Source organism: Polaromonas sp. OV174 (assembly GCF_900112285.1).
In the GTDB taxonomy this organism is placed as follows: Bacteria; Pseudomonadota; Gammaproteobacteria; order Burkholderiales; family Burkholderiaceae_C; genus Polaromonas.
The window spans coordinates 83,223-98,771 of the sequence record NZ_FOKZ01000005.1 but is presented as its reverse complement, the minus strand read 5'-3'; the positions used below and the strand labels follow the sequence as shown (position 1 = coordinate 98,771).

Below are 15,549 nucleotides of genomic sequence, written 5' to 3'. Positions count from 1 at the left end.
ATTATGGACAAATTAAGCACACGCAAAGCGCTGCTCGCGGCGCGACTCGACATGCCCGATCGCCTGGAGCGGGCCGCATTGTTGCAGCGTGTGCTGCGTATCTGGCTGGTGGGGCGAAGCGACGAGGTGATAGGCGCTTACTGGCCCATCAAGGGCGAGTTTGATCCGCTGCCCGCCTTGTACCGCTGGCAGGAAGATGCCGCCCTGGCCGAAAATTCTGCATCAAATATGGCTCCAGGGCATGAGGGATGGGCGCAACTAGCTACTGAAAGCATAGCGAGCCGGTCGCCGCGCAAGATCGGCCTGCCGGTGGTCAACAAGCAGCACAAGACCCTGACCTTTCACGCCTGGTATCCGGGTTGCCCCATGGAGGAAGACGCCTACGGCATTCCCAAACCCCAGGACACCGAGCTGATCGTGCCGACGCTGTTGTTCGTGCCCTGTGTGGGTTATGGGCCTGGCGGCTACCGGCTGGGTTACGGCGGCGGTTTTTACGACCGTACCCTGGCGACCTTGCAGCCGCGGCCGGTGACTGTTGGCCTGGGTTTCTGCAACGGCTGGCTGCCGGACATGGAGCCTGAGGCGCACGATATTCCGTTGGATGCCATTCTTAATGACAAGGGTGTGGTCTGGCCGGGGTGAGGTGGTTTGCTGGCTGGCTTTGCTGAGGGTGGAGGCCGGGCCACTCCCGGCCAGCCACCCTCAGCCGCACCAGCTAACTATCAATTCAATAGCTGCCTGCGCCTGTATTTATTGGGCTAGAGGCCGAAAATGCTCAACGCGGCTTGTAAGCCACCACGTCAATCTCCACCCGCGCATCCACCATCAGCCGCGCCTCGGTGGTCGAGCGCGCCGGCTTGCCGGCACCAAAGTAGCTCATGTAGACGCGGTTAAAGCTGCCGAAGTCGCGTGCGTCCTGCAGCCACACGGTGGTTTTGCAGACATCTTCCAGCGTGCAGCCGGCCAGCGCCAGTGCGGCGGAAATGTTTTTCATCACCTGGCGGGTTTGCGCTTCGATGCCACCGACGATGATCTCGCCGTTTTCATCGCCCGGCACCTGACCGGAGACATAGACAAAATCGCCGGCGCGCACGGCGGGTGAAAACGGGCGGGGCTGGTGGTCGGAGGCGATGGGCGGGTTGCCGAGAAACTCGAGTGCGGACATAAAAAAAACTCCTGGTTGGGGGTGAAAAAAGTGTGAGGGCTCAGGCCGCTGCGAAATGGGCACCAGGGCGGTGCAAGCAGGGAGGCAGCACGCCCGGATTCATGCCGTCAGGCCCCGGAAGGTGAAATATATTTTCATATTTTCGTTTCACGCCTAGGGTAATTACCGATATTTTTGAAATTATCGCTGGCATATTCTTTGCAACTTGAAAAATACTTTCACTACTTAAGGAGATCGGCATGCTGCAAAAACTCTGGATTAGTCGTCGACATGCGGTGGCTTTGGCGCTGGCGGTGGGGAGCACGGCCCTGCTGCCCTTGGGTGCGCAAGCGCAAGCGCCTGCAAAGTCAGCCCTCAACCTGGCGATGATTGCGGAGCCGCAAACGCTGGACCCAATGGCTTCTCCCGCCGACCTGGTGGCCACCATCATGCAGCACGTGTATGAGCCGCTCTATACCTTTGATGCCAACTGGGCCATGGTGCCCATGCTGGCCGACGGCATGCCCAAGGTCTCGGCCGACGGCAAGCGCTACAGCATCGCCTTGCGCAAGGGCGTGCAGCTGCACAACGGCCGCGAGATGAATTCCGAAGACGTGGTGCTCAGCCTGAAGCGCTGGATGGACGTGTCGCCGCGCGGCAAGGCGCTGGCCAAGGACGTGGTCGACCTGTCGGCCAATGGCAGCCACGGCATTGAAATCACGCTGAAGACGCCTTATGCGCCGCTGCTGCCCCAGTTGGCCATGCCTTCAGGTATGGCCGCCATCATGGCCAAGGAGTCGATTGCCACGCCGCTCAAGGAGTTCGTCGGCACCGGCCCCTACAAATTCAAGGAGCGCCGTCCCGACCAGTACGTGCTGCTGACCCGCTTTGACCAGTACTCGGCGCGCAAGGAAGTCGCCAGCGGCTTTGGCGGCAAGAAAGTCGCCACGGTCGACGAACTGCGCTTCCTCCCGGTGCCCAATGCCAACACGCGCGTCGAGGGCTCGCTGGCCGGTCAATACCATTTCGCCGACCTGCTGCCCACCGAGGCGCTGGGTCGCCTGGAGAAGGCCAGCGGCAAGACGCTTCCCATCCTGACGCCATCCTTTGGTTTTCCCTACTTTGTTTTCAACACCAAGGAGGGCGTCATGACCTCCTTGCCGGTGCGCAAGGCGGTGCAGACCAGCTTTGGCGAGGGTGAAATGCTGGCCGCCGGCTTTGGCGACACGCGTTTCTTCACGGCCGAGCCCAACCACTTTCCCAAGGGCACGCCGTTCTATTCGACCGCTGGCGCGAACAAATACAACGAGCGCGATCCGAACAAGGCCAAGGGCCAGGCGGCCGCGGCCGGCTACAAGGGCGAGACCATTCGCATCCTGACCAGCCGCCAGTACGACTTTCACTACAACATGGCGCTGATCATGGCCGAGCAGCTCAAGCGCGCCGGCTTCAAGGCCGAGTTGAATGTGGTGGACTGGGCCACGCTGGTGCAGCGCCGCGGCGATTCCAAGCTGTGGGACATCTACATCACCCATTCGGGCCAGTTCCCCGAGCCCATGCTGTCGCCACCGCAATTGGGTGACGGCGCACCCGGCTGGTGGAGTAGCCCCGCCAAGCAGGCCACGCTGGCGGCACTGAATCAGGAAACCAACCCGGCCAAGCGCGGCGCCCTGTGGGGGGCGGTGCAGCAAGTGGTGTACGACGAAGTGCCCTACGTCAATGCGGGCAAGTTCAACAGCCTGTCGGCCCGTTCGCCAGCGCTGCAGGGCTATGTGCCTACGGCCTGGCCCTTCTTCTGGAACACCAGTCTGAAGAACTAAAGAGATGTGAGTCCCACGCTTTTCACTGCGTGTCATGCGCTGCCCCCCGAGGGGGCGGTTTCGCCTTGAGGCGGCCCGGCGGTGAGACGGAGGGGGCGTTGTTTACCTTGTTCCATTTGGTTAAAGAGAAATTGTCATGACACGCTATTTGTTGTCACGCGTCATGGGCATGCTGGTCGTCATGGCGCTCGTGGCGGTCATTGTGTTCGTGCTCACGCGCGCCGCCTCCGGTGATCCCGTGACGGTGCTGCTGGGCGACCAGGCCACGGCCGAAGATATCGTCCGCGTGCAAAAAGAGTACGGCCTGGACAAGCCCTTGCCGGTGCAGTTCGGCTACTGGCTCAAGGAGTTGTCGCGCGGCAACCTGGGCGACTCCATCTTTTTGCAGCGCCCTGTCACCCAGGCGTTGTGGGAGCGGGCCGAGCCCACCACCTTGTTGGCGCTGCTATCGGTGCTGATTGCCGCCTGCATAGGCGTGCCCTGCGGCATCATCTCGGCGGTGTTTCGCGGCAAGTTCATCGACCAGTTGCTGACCGGCTTTGCCATGCTGGGCGCCAGTATTCCCAGCTTCTGGTTTGGCCTGGTACTGATGCAGATTTTTGCCGTGTCCATGGGCTGGTTTCCGGTCTCGGGCTACGGCGATCCGGGCGCCAGCTTGCTTGAGCGCCTGCACTACCTGATCCTGCCTTCGGTGGTGCTGGGCGTGCTCAACTCCGCGCTCATCATCCGTTTCACGCGCGCCTCCATGCTGGACGTGCTGGGTGAAGACTATGTGCGTACCGCGCGCGCCAAGGGTTTGTCGGAAAACGTGGTGGTGCTCAAGCACGCGCTGCGCAATGCCCTGGTGCCAATAGTCACCGTGCTGGGCCTGACCATCGCCCTGATGATTGGCGGCGCTGTGGTGACCGAAACCGTGTTCGGCCTGCCCGGTGTCGGTAACCTGGTGGTGAGCGCCGTGCTGCGGCGCGACTACCCGGTGATCCAGGGCGCTTTGCTGGTCATCGCCATGATTTATGTGGTGATCAATTTCCTCACCGATCTGCTGTACATGCTGGTCGATCCCCGCGTGAAGTACTAGCCATGAAAATCCCCCTGATTCTCAAGAAACTGTTCCGGCGCCGCATCGTGCTGGGCGCCGCCATCTGCCTGCTGCTGGTGGTCACGCTGGCCTTGCTGGCCAATGTGGTGACGAGCTACGACCCGAACGACACCGCCATCAGCCAACGTCTGTCCGTGCCGACGGCCAGCCACTGGATGGGTACCGATGAGCTGGGGCGCGATCTGTTTGCGCGGATTGCCTTTGGCGGCCGCTATTCGTTGACGATTGCCGCCCTGACCGCGGTGGGCGCCATTGTGCTGGGCACCCTGTTTGGCCTGATGGCGGGCTTTTTCCGCCGCCTGGATGCGCCCATCATGCGCGTAGTCGATGCCATGATGTCTTTCCCCGACATTTTGCTGGCGATTGCGCTGGTGGCGATTTTGGGCCCCTCCATGCTCAACGTGGTGCTGGCGCTGGTGCTGGTTTACACGCCGCGCGTGGCGCGGGTGGTGCGCGCCTCCACCCTGGTGGTGCGCGAGCTGCTGTTTGTCGAGGCGGCGCGTGCCGTCGGCGTCTCGACGGCGCGGATTTTGTGGCGGCATATCCTGCCCAATCTGATGTCGCCCATCCTGGTGCAGGCTTCCTTCATCTTTGCCTATGCCATCCTGGCCGAAGCCTCCCTGTCTTTCCTGGGCGTGGGCGTGCCGCCCGAAATTCCGACCTGGGGCACCATGGTTGCCGGCAGCCAGCAGTATGCCCATGGCGCGCTGTGGATTGTTCTGTTTCCCGGTCTCGCCATCATTTTGACCGCGCTGTCTTTGCAGTTGCTGGGCGACGGCGTGCGCGACCTGCTGGATCCGCGGCTGAAAAAGTCCATGTGAGACCCCTGCGAGAAAACCCCATGAACCCGCCCTTGATGTCCCCTGATTCCCCGCGGCTTGATGTCCGCAACCTGAGCACCTTTTTCGACACCGATGAAGGGCTGATCCGCTCGGTGGCCGAGGTTAGCTTCAGCATCCGCCCCGGCAAGACCACCGCCCTGGTGGGCGAGTCCGGCTCCGGCAAGTCGGTGACCAGTCTGACCCTGATGCGTCTGCTGGCGCGTACCGCCTCCACCCAGGTCAGCGGCCAGGCGCTGTTTACCAATCGGGCAGGCAAAACGCTGGACCTGCTGTCATTGCCCGAGGCCGAGATGCGGCGCATACGCGGCAACGAGATCGCGATCATTTTCCAGGAGCCCATGACCAGCCTGAACCCGGTGTTCACGGTGGGCGAGCAGATTGCCGAGTCGGTGCGCCTGCACATGGGCCTGGACCGCAAGGCCGCGCTGGCCCATGCCAAGCGCATGCTGGAACTCGTCGAGATTCCGGCCGCGGCCCAGCGCCTGCACGAATACCCGCACCAGCTTTCGGGCGGCATGCGTCAGCGCGTGATGATTGCGCTGGCCATGGCCTGCAACCCGACCCTGCTGATCGCCGACGAGCCGACCACGGCGCTGGATGTGACCATACAGGCGCAGATTCTGGAGCTGATGCGTCGCCTGCAGAGCGAAACCGGCATGAGCATTTTGTTCATCACGCACAACCTGGGCGTGGTGGCTCACCATGCCGACGATGTGGCGGTGATGTATGCCGGCCGCATTGTCGAGTCGGCACCGGTGCGCGAGCTGTTTGCCGCGCCCCAGCACCCTTATACGCAAGGCCTGCTGGCCTGCCTGCCGGCGCAGCAGCGCAAGCGCGAGGCGCTTGCCGTGCCCGGCGCCAAGAAGCGTCTCTACGCCATTCGCGGCCAGGTCTCCAGCCCGCTGGCGCCGCCGCCCGGCTGCGCCTTTGAGCCGCGCTGCGACCAGGCGCTGCCGGCTTGCAGCAGCGCCATGCCGGCCTTGTTGCCCGAGCCGGAACATCCACAGCGCTGCGTGCGCTGCATTCTCACGCCGGCCGCCCGTGCCGCCGCCATCAACAGGAGTCCGGCATGAGCGCGCCGCTGATAGAAGTCAAAAAACTGCACCGTTATTTCGGCGACTCGGCCAAACCGGTGCGCGCCGTGGACGATGTGTCATTTTCCATTCAGCCCGGTGAAACCCTGGGCCTGGTCGGCGAGTCCGGCTCGGGCAAAAGCACCATAGGCCGCACCCTGCTGCGACTGATCGAAAGCACTTCGGGCCAGGTCTTGTACCGCGGCGAAGATCTGGGCGCGGCCTCTAGCGGTCGCATGCGTGCCTTGCGCAGCAAGCTGCAGATGATTTTTCAGGACCCCTATGCCAGCCTGAACCCCAAGATGCGCGTCAAGGACATCCTGGGCGAGGCCTTGCAAGTGCACGGCTTGGCCAAGGGCAAGGAAGCACAGGGCAAGCGCATTGCCGAGTTGCTGGAACTGGTCGGCCTGCGCGCCGAGCATGCCAGCCGTTATCCGCATGAGTTCTCCGGCGGCCAGCGTCAGCGCATAGGCGTGGCGCGGGCGCTGGCGGTCGAGCCGGAATTCATCGTCGCCGACGAACCGCTGTCGGCGCTGGATGTGTCGATTCAGGCCCAAGTGGTGAATCTGCTGTGCGACCTGCGCGACCGCCTGAAGCTGACCATGCTGTTCATCTCGCACGACCTGGATGTGGTGGAGTATTTGTGCGATCGCGTGGTGGTGCTATATCTGGGCCGGGTGATGGAAGTGGCGCCCACGGCCGCGCTGTATGCCCAGCCCTTGCACCCCTATACCCAGGCGCTGCTGGCGGCCTCGCCCAAGCCCGATCCGGAACACAAAAGCGAACGCGTCGCCTTGAAGGGCGACATTCCCAGCCCGGTCAATCCGCCTTCCGGTTGCGTTTTTCGCACCCGTTGCCCGCATGCGCTGGACGCTTGCGCCACGACCCGCCCCGAGTTGCGCGACATGGGGGCTGGCCGCTTCAAAGCCTGCATTCGCGATGACATCGCGCTGCTGGCGGCATAAACCAAGAAAGTATTCATCATGACCACTTTGCAAGATCTTCTCGACCCGCAGCTCGACCGCTCCTACAAGGGCTTTCCGCACACCAGCGCTGCGCTGCGCCGCTCTGAAATCGGCGCTCAGCAATGGAATGTGCTCAAGGGCGACCTGCCGCTGCCGCTGGCCGTCGTCAAGCAGGTCTCCATGAAGCACAACCTGGGCTGGATGCAGAAATTCGCCCAGAGCCAGGGCGTGGACATGGCGCCGCACGGCAAGACCACCATGTCGCCGCAACTCCTCAAAAAGCAACTCGATCAAGGCGCCTGGGGCCTGACCTTTGCCACCGTGGCGCAGATGCGCGCGGGCATCACGGCAGGCGCGAAGCGGTTGATGATCGCCAACCAGGTGATCACGGCCATAGACCTGGCCGGCATTCAGGACATGCTGCGCGAGTACCCCGGTTTGCGTATTGTCTTTCTGGTGGATTCGCTGGCGCAGCTGGCCTTGATCGAAGCCTGGGCGGCGGCGCATGAAGGCAGCATGGCGGCGCCGTTCGAAGTGCTGCTGGAAATCGGCGTGATGGGCGCCCGCACCGGTTGCCGCCATGAGGCCGAAGCGCTGGCGCTGGCGGCGGCGATTCACGCCAGCCCGGCCTGCCGCCTGGTCGGCATAGAAACCTATGAAGGCGGCGGCGCCACCGGCAACTCCGAGGCTGACAAAGCCTATGCCGATAGCCTGATGCAGCGGGTCTGCGACATCGCCCTGGCCTGCGACCGGCAAGGTTTTTTCGACAATGAGGAAGTCCTGATGACGGCCGGCGGTTCAGCGATTTTTGACTTGGTCAGCGGCTGGCTCAAGCCCCAGCTCTCGCGCCCGGTGCGCGGCCTGCTGCGCTCGGGCTGCTACATCACCCACGACCACGGCAACTACAAGCGCCTGGTGGGCGCCGTCAATGCCAGGCTGCACGACAGCGATGGCCTGCGGCCGGCCATAGAAGTCTGGGCGACGGTGCAGTCCTGCCCAGAACCCGGGCTGGCCATCCTGGCCGTAGGCCGGCGCGATCTGTCCTACGACCTGGAAATGCCTGTGCCCATCTTCTCGCTCAGCGCCGCGGCTGCGGCACCGGTGGCCGCGCCCGCAGACTGGAAAATCACGGCCCTGAACGACCAGCACGCCTATCTGCACGGCAGCGGTCCCGAGCATGCGGCACTGCAGGTCGGCGACCTGGTGGCGCTGGGCATTTCGCACCCTTGCACCACTTTTGACAAATGGCGCTGGATGCCGGTGGTCGATGACAACTACACGGTGTGCGACGCCCTGGTGACCTGTTTCTGAGGTTTTATGAATTCCAAGGTCCTTGCCAGAATTGCCGAGACCATGGCCGGTGCGTCCACCTCGCGGCGCAAGGTGCTGGCGCTGATGCTGCAAGATCCCCAGCGCGTGCTCGACGAGAGTTTTGAGCAACTGGCGCAGCGGGCCGGCAGCTCGGTGCCCACCGTGATGCGCACCTGCCGCGATCTGGGCTACCCCGGCTTGCGCGAGTTCAAGCTGGCGCTGGCGCAGGAGATGGCCGTCAGCGGCTCGCCGCTGCATCGCCGGGTGCAACTGCACGACGGCACCGAAGAGGTGATTTCCAAGGTCATCAAGGGCGCGGCCACGGCCGTCAGCGGCGTTCAGGCCCAGCTTAGCGTGGCGGCGGTGGAGGCTGCGGCCGATGCCATCGTGCGCGCCAGCCGGGTCGACTGCTACAGCGTCGGCGTGACGTCGAGTTTCATGGCTTCGGACATGCAGGCCAGGCTGTTTCGCCTGGGGCTGGTGGCCAACGCCTATCTGGACATCCATTTGCAACTGGTGTCGGCCGCCACCATAGGCCGGCAGGGGGTGGTGTTCGCCATCTCGCACGTGGGCGGCATGCCGTCCCTGCTCGAAGCGGTGGACGTGGCGCGCTCGCAAGGCGCCACGGTGATTGCCCTGACCCAGGAGGGGACGGAACTGGCCAAGCGCGCCGACATCGTGCTGGGCATCCATGTCCCTGACGACCCGGTCATGCATGTGGGCACCGAGGCCTATCTGGTGCACCTCACGGTGCTTGAAATCGTCACGGTGATGGTGGCCCAGCGCCTGGGCGACCTGGCCGTGAAACGCTTGAGCGGCGTGCGCGAGGTGCTCAGCACGCGCGGCGTGGACATGCGCCACTACCCCAAGCTTGATTGGGAAACGGTCGCCGCCGTCAATGAAAGCAAACTGAAAAACAACGAAAGCGACCCAAGATGACACGCGCGACTTTGCTCGAAAACGGGCTGGTGATTGATGGCACGGGTGCTGCTGGCTGGATTGGCGATGTGCTGCTGGTCGGCGAGCGCATTGCGGCTGTCGGCCAGCAGGTGCGTCAGCGCCTGCCCGAAGGCCTGGCGCTACAGGATGTGAACTGCGTCGATTGCAGCGGCCTGGCCATCGTGCCCGGCTTCATTGATGTGCACACGCACGACGACGCCATCGTGCTCAAGACCCCCGACATGCTGCCCAAGATTTCCCAGGGCATCACCACGGTGGTGAGCGGTAACTGCGGCATTTCACTGGCGCCTTTTGTGGTGGCCAAACCGCTGCCGCCGCTGAACCTGCTGGGCGCCGATTCCTTTCGCTTTGATTCGGTGGCCGGCTATGAGCGTGCCGTCAGCGCGGCGCAGCCGGCCGTCAACGTCGCCGTGCTGATTGGCCACACCACCTTGCGTTTCGCCTGCGTGGCCGACCTCAGCCAGCCGGCCAGCGCCAGCGAGCTCGACGCCATGTGCGCGCTGCTCACGCGCTGCATGGAGGAGGGCGCGACCGGCTTGTCGTCGGGGCTGTTTTACGAAGAGGCTTTTGCCGCGCCCGCCGAGGAGGTGGTGCGGCTGGCCCAAGTGGTGGCGCGCTTCGGCGGCGTTTACGCCACGCATCTGCGCAGCGAAATGCAAACCATCATAGAGGCGCTGCACGAGGCCGGCGACACCGCCTTTCGTGCCGGCGTGCCGCTGGTCATCTCGCACCACAAATGCGCCGGCCCCGACAACTGGGGCCGCACCCGGGAAACCCTGCCGGTGATTGAGGCGCTGGCCGCTCGCCAGCAGGTGGCCATGGACGTTTATCCCTATGTGGCCGGCTCCACCGTGCTGCGTGAAGACCTGGTCGATGGCGTGATAGATATTTTGGTGAACTGGTCCACGCCGCACCCCGAAATGACGGGGCGTACCCTGGCCTCGGTGGCCGCCGAGTGGGGCGTTGACCAGAAGGCCGCTTGCCGCCGCCTGCAGCCCGGCGGCGCCTGCTATTTCCAGATGCAGGAAGACGACGTGAAACGCGTCATCGCCCACCCCTTGAGCATGATCGGTTCGGACGGCCTGCCGCACGACCAGCATCCGCATCCGCGGTTATGGGGCGCTTTTCCGCGCGTGCTGGCGCGCTACTGGCGCGACGAGAAACTGTTTTCGCTGGAAACCGCCATCTACAAGATGACCGGCCTGTCGGCGCGCAACTTCCGGTTGCACGAGCGCGGCCAGCTGCAGCCGGGTTGGCATGCCGATGTGGTGGTGCTGGACCCGGCCCGGGTGCGCGATGTCGCCACCTACGAGAACCCCATCGCCCTGTCGGAAGGGATTGAAAAGGTTTTTGTCAACGGCGAACTGGCCTATGCCGCCCAGGGCACGGCGGCCCAGGCCAGCCAGGCGCGGGTGCAGGCGCGTGCCGGCCGGCTGTTGCGGCGCCACGCGCCGCCGGTCTGAGCCGGCTCAATCGAGCCGGTCCAGCGTCTCGGGATCAGGCACATCGCCAATCGCTTCCCGGGTCTGCGCCGCCTGGTCCTTGAGCCATTCGCAAAAGGCCAGCACCTCTGGCCTGAGCGCATTGCGTGGACCGACGATCAGCCAGTAGGCCATGGGCGAGTCCATGCGCAGCCCTGGCAGGGGCTCCACCAGATCGCCCGAGGCCAGGCTTTCGGCAATCAGCGGCAGCCGCGCCAGCGCCACGCCCTGGCCCGTCAATGCCGCCTGCACCATCTGGTAGGCGTAGTTGAAATACAGCCAGCGCTTGGCCTCCAGCTTGGGCGCCGCGTGGCTGTCCAGCCAGCGGCGCCAGGTCAGCCATTCCAGGTGGGTGTGGTGGGCATCACCGGCCTCAATCAGCGTGAACTGCGCCAGATCGTCCGGCTTTTTCAGGCGCGGGCCGGTTTTGATCAGCCAGGGGCTGATCACAGGCGTGATCTGCTCGCCGAACAGGCGTATCGCCTGCGGCGGCATGTGCGCTGCCGGGGCATAGCGCAGGGCCAGGTCCAGATCTGAGACATTCAGGTCCACCGACACGTCAGAGGCATCAATCCGGATATCTATGTCGGGGTTGTCGCGCTGAAAGCCCTCCAGCCGCGGAATCAGCCACATCGAGGCGAAGGAGGCAAAGGTGGTGAGCGAGACGCTTTTACGTCCCACGCTCTGGCGGATTTGCCGCACCGCGCTGTCTATGCGCTCCAGCGAAGGCGTGACCGCCCGCAGCAACAGGCCGCCGGCGCTGGACAGCTCCACCGCCCGGGTATGGCGGTGAAACAGGCTGACGCCCACGTCTTCTTCCAGGCTTTGAATCTGGCGGCTCACCGCCGATTGCGTCAGGGCCAGCTCTTCTGCGGCGGCGCGGAAATTGAGGTGGCGCGCGACCGATTCAAAGGCCCGCAGCTGGCCGGCCGAAATCGGCCGCGAACGTAGGTGGGTTTGTGAATGCTGCATGACGGGTGGTTTTTTTATTGATGCGTTTATGGAATGAATAGCGTAGCGCGAATTCATTGGACGGGGAAGCCCTGGCGCGTGATCATTCATTCATCTTTTTTGCTTTCAGGTCTTTTCTGGAGAACCTCATGGACCACCTTACGACACCCCGATTTGCGCATCAAATGGAAGCTGTTTCCCGCTCCGCCGCAGCCGTCGGCGCTAAGGCGGCGCTGGCAGGACAGGCCGGCAACTGGCAGTTGGCCGCCGGCCGCGCCATGGCGCTGCAGGCCGGTCAAGCTGGCGTGCTGCGCATCGCCCATGGCCGGGTCTGGGCCACTTTTGACCATGCAGATCAGCGCCGCAGCACGCGGGCCGGCGATCATTTCCTGAGCCGTGGCGACAGCCTGTGCCTGCAGCCCGGCGAAGGGTTGGTGATGGAGTCCTATGGCATAGGTCACACGCCCTCGGCTCTTTTCAGCTGGGAGCCGGCGCTGGCCGGCCGTGGCGAAACCGCCGCGCGTTCCGGTGCCGTGGGCGTGCTGGGGCTGGCCGGCCGAGCAGTAACGCGGGTGGCTACGGCTTTTGCTATTGGTTTTGTAGCTGCTCGCGCCCGTTGTACCTCGGCTGAGCGCCAATTCAAGGCGCAAACCTGCGAATAAGGCATCCCCGGACGCTTGGACGCCATCAAACGGCAAACTCTGGAGCACATCATGCAAGCACTGGGCCGCTGGCCATCGCCGCAATCGCCGTTTTCCGCGCTACCGCTTCACGCCACGCGCTGGCTGGCAGCGCTGCGGCCGGCCTTGCGCCGGCTGGGTCAGGCGTTGACGCTGGCCGTGCGGACCTTGGGCCGCTGGTTGGTTGTCATTGCGGGCCATGCCGACTATCTAGTGGCCGGCCGCGGTCGGGTGTTGTCGCCGCTGGAATCCAACCCGCCTTGAGTTTTTTTGTGAGCCCAGGCGTGCCACTGTGCTACCGTTTCAGGCCCCAGTCCCAACCGGAGAAATCATGCAACTCATAGGCATGCTCGATTCACCTTATGTTCGCCGCGTGGCGATTTCGCTGCAACTGCTGGGCCTGCGCTTCGAACATCAATCCCTCTCGGTCTTCAGCACCTTCGCCCAGTTCCAGCAGATCAACCCCGTCGTCAAGGCGCCCTCACTGGTTTGCGATGACGGCGTGGTGCTCATGGATTCCACGCTGATCCTCGATTACGCCGAAGCCCTCGCGGCGCCGCGCAAGAGCCTGGTGCCCACCAGCCTGCCAGAGCGCCAGCAGGCGCTGCGGCTGCTAGGCCTGGCGCTGGCGGCCTGCGAGAAAAGCGTTCAGATCGTCTACGAAAGCAAGCTCAGGCCGGCCGAGAAGCAGCACCAGCCCTGGGTCGAAAGAGTGACCGGGCAGTTGCTGGCAGCCTATGGGGCGCTCGAAGCCGAGCTGCAGCGCCGGCCACTGGCGGTCACCAGCGACACCATCAACCAGGCCGGTGTCAGCGCGGCGGTCGCCTGGCAGTTCACGCAAATGATGCATCCCGACATCGTCAAGGCTGCGGACTACCCGCTGCTGCGCGCGTTCTCGTCACAAGCGGAGTTGCTGCCCGCCTTTAGTGCGGCACCGCATGGCGACAGCACTTATCGCCATCACGACCAGGCTTAAGCTGGCCTGCTGCTTTTTTCGGCGCCGGTCTGGCTGGCCTGCGCCGCTCAAGGCGAGGATTCTCCGGTCGTCAATGTTCAGGTCCTTGCCTTCGCGTGAGAAAGCGCGCATGCGGTCCTGATGTCAATCGCGCAGCAAGGCTAGTGGCTAAGCACCTTGGTCAAAAACTGGCGGGCGCGTTCGGTGGATGGGTTGGCGAAGAACTGCGCCTTGGGCGAGTCCTCAAGGATCTCGCCGCCGTCCATGAACAGCACGCGCTCTGCCACACGTTGCGCAAACCCCATTTCGTGGGTGACCACCATCATGGTCATGCCATCGAGCGCCAGCGCCTGCATCACCTCTAGCACCTCGTTGACCATTTCAGGGTCTAGCGCCGAGGTGGGCTCGTCGAACAGCATGGCTTTAGGGTCCATGGACAGCGCCCGCGCGATGGAGACGCGCTGTTGCTGCCCGCCCGAAAGCTGGTCGGGCCGGCTGGACAGCTTGCTGGCCAGGCCCACCCGTGCCAGCAGCTGCTCAGAGCGCGCGTCGGCTTCGGCGCGAGAGCGTTTCAGCACATGAATCTGGGCCAGGCTGACATTTTGCAGCGCCGTCATGTGCGGATAAAGCTCGAAATTCTGAAACACCATGCCGATTTGCGCCCTTAGTGCGGGCAGGTCGGTGCGCTTGTCGGTGACCGAGACCCCGTCCACCGTAATGCTCCCGTGGTCAATCGGCACCAGGCCGTTGACGCATTTGATCAAGGTGCTTTTCCCCGAGCCCGAGGGGCCGCATACCACCACGACCTCGCCGAGCTTCACCGTGGCAGTGCAGCCGCGCAAGACCTGCGTGCGGCCATAGGATTTCTGAACGTTGTTGATGGCGATCATCTGGCGCGGCCTTTTCGGTAGAGTTCTATGGCTTTTGAAAGCGAAAAGCAGATCACAAGATAAACCACGGCGACCAGGGTGTACATCTCGGTGGGCCGTCCATCGCGTGAGGCCACGACGCTCGCCGTGGTCATGAAGTCACGCAGCGCCACCACATACACCAGGGAGGTGTCCTGGAACACGATGATGACCTGGTTGAACAGCAGAGGCGTCATGGCGCGCAAGCCTTGCGGCATGATGACCAGCCGCATCACCTGCGATCGCCGCATTCCCGTTGCCAGGGCGGCTTCGGTCTGCCCAGGGCGAACGCTGTTGATGCCGGCCCGAATGATCTCGCAGTAGAAGGCCGCCTCGAACAGCACGAAGGCGACCAGCGCGGAGGACAGGGCGCCCACGGGACGGCCAATCACCAGCGGCACCAGGAAGTAAAACCAGAACAGCACCAGTATCAAGGGGACGCTGCGCATCACCGTGACGTAAGCCGTCGCCGGCCCGGCAATAAAGGCGTGCTCGGAGCGCCGCATCATGGCGAGCCCAAAGCCCAGCACCAAACCGCCTAGGGTGGCAACAGCCACCAGCAAGGCGCTCAGTGCCATGCCTTCGGCCAGGAAGGGCCAGGAGCGCGCGATCACACCCCAGTCAAAATCGTTCATGAGGGCGCCCGTCCATATTTGGCGGCGCCGAAACGCCGGTCGATGACGCGCATCAATCCGGTCACGCTCAGGCCGAGCAGAAGGTAAACCACCGTGGCGACGGCAAACGCCTCCAGGCCGTGAAAGGTGTAGTTCTCGATATGCCGGCTTTGGGCCGTCAGCTCAAGCATGCCTATCGTCAGGCTGATAGACGACATCTTCACGGTAATCAGGAACTCGGAGGTCAGCGGCCCGAGAACGGCGCGCAAGCCCAGCGGCAGCAGGATCAGGCGAAACGCCTGCAAGGGGCGCAAGCCCGTCGCGAGCGCCGCCGGCATGAGATGAATGCCGACGGCGGCGATACCGGCGCGTACCTGCTCGGCCACCCGGGCGCCGGCAAATAAACCCACGCCCACGATGGCGGTCACGAACTCCGGGTTTGGCAGATCGCGTTTGATCCACAGACCCAGCGCCTCGGGAACCACTTCCGGGAACACGAAGTACCAGAGAAACAGCTGGACCAGTGGCGGTATGTTGCGAAAGACCTCGATGTAAACGCTGGCCGCCAGCTGCAGCACGCGATTAGGCATGCTTCTGGCAATGCCAGCGCTCACTCCGACACTCAGGGCAATGGCCCAGCTGCCAAGGCTGATCAGCAGCGTCCAGCCCAATCCCGACCAGAGCCAGCCCCAGTACGGTTGTTGAAGCAGGACGCCCCAGTCCCAGTTGTAGTTCACGCTGGGGAA

17 protein-coding genes are annotated in these 15,549 nt (G+C 63.7%); 12 read left to right on the top strand and 5 right to left on the bottom strand.

Going from position 1 to position 15,549, the window contains the following annotated elements:
• The first annotated feature begins 3 nt into the window (after window positions 1–3).
• Window positions 4–642, top strand: coding sequence for a 5-formyltetrahydrofolate cyclo-ligase (locus tag BM160_RS06500; RefSeq protein ID WP_092002361.1), 639 nt, complete (start codon window positions 4–6; stop codon window positions 640–642).
• A gap of 133 nt (window positions 643–775) precedes the next feature.
• Here BM160_RS06500 and BM160_RS06495 read toward each other — a convergent pair whose 3' ends face one another.
• Window positions 776–1,165, bottom strand: coding sequence for a RidA family protein (locus BM160_RS06495; RefSeq protein ID WP_092002358.1), 390 nt, complete (start codon window positions 1,163–1,165; stop codon window positions 776–778).
• Window positions 1,166–1,404: 239 nt separating this feature from the next.
• Here BM160_RS06495 and BM160_RS06490 point away from each other — a divergent pair, with 239 nt between their 5' ends.
• The 8 genes from BM160_RS06490 (at window position 1,405) to BM160_RS06455 (ending at window position 10,677) form a co-directional block, all read left to right on the top strand.
• Entirely contained in the window at window positions 1,405–2,964 is a 1,560-nt protein-coding gene (locus tag BM160_RS06490) for an ABC transporter substrate-binding protein (RefSeq protein WP_092002355.1), read from the top strand.
• Window positions 2,965–3,100: 136 nt separating this feature from the next.
• On the top strand, window positions 3,101–4,042 hold the full coding sequence (locus BM160_RS06485) for an ABC transporter permease (RefSeq protein ID WP_092002352.1): 942 nt from the start codon (window positions 3,101–3,103) through the stop codon (window positions 4,040–4,042).
• A gap of 2 nt (window positions 4,043–4,044) precedes the next feature.
• Window positions 4,045–4,884 (top strand): ABC transporter permease, encoded by an 840-nt coding sequence (locus BM160_RS06480; protein WP_092002349.1) that lies wholly within the window; start codon window positions 4,045–4,047, stop codon window positions 4,882–4,884.
• Window positions 4,885–4,919: 35 nt separating this feature from the next.
• Complete coding sequence (locus BM160_RS06475) at window positions 4,920–5,978, top strand: ABC transporter ATP-binding protein (RefSeq protein WP_255368693.1); 1,059 nt, start codon at window positions 4,920–4,922, stop codon at window positions 5,976–5,978.
• Complete coding sequence (locus tag BM160_RS06470; RefSeq protein WP_092002344.1) at window positions 5,975–6,943, top strand: ABC transporter ATP-binding protein; 969 nt, start codon at window positions 5,975–5,977, stop codon at window positions 6,941–6,943. Before BM160_RS06475 ends, BM160_RS06470 begins: the two co-directional genes overlap by 4 nt.
• Window positions 6,944–6,961: 18 nt before the next feature.
• Window positions 6,962–8,254, top strand: coding sequence for an alanine racemase (locus tag BM160_RS06465; protein ID WP_092002341.1), 1,293 nt, complete (start codon window positions 6,962–6,964; stop codon window positions 8,252–8,254).
• A gap of 6 nt (window positions 8,255–8,260) precedes the next feature.
• A complete protein-coding gene (locus BM160_RS06460) occupies window positions 8,261–9,193 on the top strand; it encodes a MurR/RpiR family transcriptional regulator (protein WP_092002338.1) in 933 nt (310 codons plus the stop codon).
• Window positions 9,190–10,677, top strand: a complete 1,488-nt coding sequence (locus tag BM160_RS06455; RefSeq protein ID WP_092002335.1) for an N-acyl-D-amino-acid deacylase family protein — start codon at window positions 9,190–9,192, stop codon at window positions 10,675–10,677. The genes BM160_RS06460 and BM160_RS06455 overlap by 4 nt, the downstream gene beginning before the upstream one ends.
• A 6-nt stretch (window positions 10,678–10,683) precedes the next feature.
• On the opposite strand, the gene BM160_RS06450 is transcribed toward BM160_RS06455, so the two are convergent.
• Entirely contained in the window at window positions 10,684–11,667 is a 984-nt protein-coding gene (locus BM160_RS06450) for a LysR substrate-binding domain-containing protein (RefSeq protein ID WP_092002332.1), read from the bottom strand.
• 128 nt (window positions 11,668–11,795) lie between these two features.
• On the opposite strand from BM160_RS06450, the gene BM160_RS06445 reads away from it, so the two are divergent.
• From BM160_RS06445 to BM160_RS06435, 3 genes are all read left to right on the top strand, one after another.
• Window positions 11,796–12,308, top strand: coding sequence for a DUF2917 domain-containing protein (locus BM160_RS06445; protein WP_143093194.1), 513 nt, complete (start codon window positions 11,796–11,798; stop codon window positions 12,306–12,308).
• Between the two features lie 51 nt (window positions 12,309–12,359).
• Window positions 12,360–12,590: a hypothetical protein gene (locus tag BM160_RS06440; RefSeq protein ID WP_143093193.1), complete on the top strand. Its 231-nt coding sequence runs from the start codon at window positions 12,360–12,362 to the stop codon at window positions 12,588–12,590.
• Window positions 12,591–12,657: 67 nt separating this feature from the next.
• Complete coding sequence (locus BM160_RS06435) at window positions 12,658–13,302, top strand: glutathione S-transferase family protein (protein ID WP_092002323.1); 645 nt, start codon at window positions 12,658–12,660, stop codon at window positions 13,300–13,302.
• Window positions 13,303–13,442: 140 nt separating this feature from the next.
• On the opposite strand, the gene BM160_RS06430 is transcribed toward BM160_RS06435, so the two are convergent.
• The 3 genes from BM160_RS06430 to BM160_RS06420 are packed head-to-tail and all read right to left on the bottom strand — an operon-like array spanning window position 13,443 to window position 15,540.
• Complete coding sequence (locus BM160_RS06430; protein ID WP_092002319.1) at window positions 13,443–14,171, bottom strand: amino acid ABC transporter ATP-binding protein; 729 nt, start codon at window positions 14,169–14,171, stop codon at window positions 13,443–13,445.
• Window positions 14,168–14,824 (bottom strand): amino acid ABC transporter permease, encoded by a 657-nt coding sequence (locus tag BM160_RS06425; RefSeq protein ID WP_092002316.1) that lies wholly within the window; start codon window positions 14,822–14,824, stop codon window positions 14,168–14,170. The genes BM160_RS06430 and BM160_RS06425 overlap by 4 nt, the downstream gene beginning before the upstream one ends.
• Window positions 14,821–15,540 (bottom strand): amino acid ABC transporter permease, encoded by a 720-nt coding sequence (locus BM160_RS06420; RefSeq protein ID WP_092002313.1) that lies wholly within the window; start codon window positions 15,538–15,540, stop codon window positions 14,821–14,823. Before BM160_RS06420 ends, BM160_RS06425 begins: the two co-directional genes overlap by 4 nt.
• Window positions 15,541–15,549 lie beyond the last annotated feature (9 nt).

What these genes read in the sequence shown, in the direction of transcription:
- BM160_RS06500 (WP_092002361.1), top strand. Translation starts at nt 4, where the DNA reads ATGGACAAATTAAGCACACGCAAAGCGCTGCTCGCGGCGCGACTCGAC.
- BM160_RS06495 (WP_092002358.1), bottom strand. Translation starts at nt 1,165, where the DNA reads ATGTCCGCACTCGAGTTTCTCGGCAACCCGCCCATCGCCTCCGACCAC.
- BM160_RS06490 (WP_092002355.1), top strand. Translation starts at nt 1,405, where the DNA reads ATGCTGCAAAAACTCTGGATTAGTCGTCGACATGCGGTGGCTTTGGCG.
- BM160_RS06485 (WP_092002352.1), top strand. Translation starts at nt 3,101, where the DNA reads ATGACACGCTATTTGTTGTCACGCGTCATGGGCATGCTGGTCGTCATG.
- BM160_RS06480 (WP_092002349.1), top strand. Translation starts at nt 4,045, where the DNA reads ATGAAAATCCCCCTGATTCTCAAGAAACTGTTCCGGCGCCGCATCGTG.
- BM160_RS06475 (WP_255368693.1), top strand. Translation starts at nt 4,920, where the DNA reads ATGTCCCCTGATTCCCCGCGGCTTGATGTCCGCAACCTGAGCACCTTT.
- BM160_RS06470 (WP_092002344.1), top strand. Translation starts at nt 5,975, where the DNA reads ATGAGCGCGCCGCTGATAGAAGTCAAAAAACTGCACCGTTATTTCGGC.
- BM160_RS06465 (WP_092002341.1), top strand. Translation starts at nt 6,962, where the DNA reads ATGACCACTTTGCAAGATCTTCTCGACCCGCAGCTCGACCGCTCCTAC.
- BM160_RS06460 (WP_092002338.1), top strand. Translation starts at nt 8,261, where the DNA reads ATGAATTCCAAGGTCCTTGCCAGAATTGCCGAGACCATGGCCGGTGCG.
- BM160_RS06455 (WP_092002335.1), top strand. Translation starts at nt 9,190, where the DNA reads ATGACACGCGCGACTTTGCTCGAAAACGGGCTGGTGATTGATGGCACG.
- BM160_RS06450 (WP_092002332.1), bottom strand. Translation starts at nt 11,667, where the DNA reads ATGCAGCATTCACAAACCCACCTACGTTCGCGGCCGATTTCGGCCGGC.
- BM160_RS06445 (WP_143093194.1), top strand. Translation starts at nt 11,796, where the DNA reads ATGGACCACCTTACGACACCCCGATTTGCGCATCAAATGGAAGCTGTT.
- BM160_RS06440 (WP_143093193.1), top strand. Translation starts at nt 12,360, where the DNA reads ATGCAAGCACTGGGCCGCTGGCCATCGCCGCAATCGCCGTTTTCCGCG.
- BM160_RS06435 (WP_092002323.1), top strand. Translation starts at nt 12,658, where the DNA reads ATGCAACTCATAGGCATGCTCGATTCACCTTATGTTCGCCGCGTGGCG.
- BM160_RS06430 (WP_092002319.1), bottom strand. Translation starts at nt 14,171, where the DNA reads ATGATCGCCATCAACAACGTTCAGAAATCCTATGGCCGCACGCAGGTC.
- BM160_RS06425 (WP_092002316.1), bottom strand. Translation starts at nt 14,824, where the DNA reads ATGAACGATTTTGACTGGGGTGTGATCGCGCGCTCCTGGCCCTTCCTG.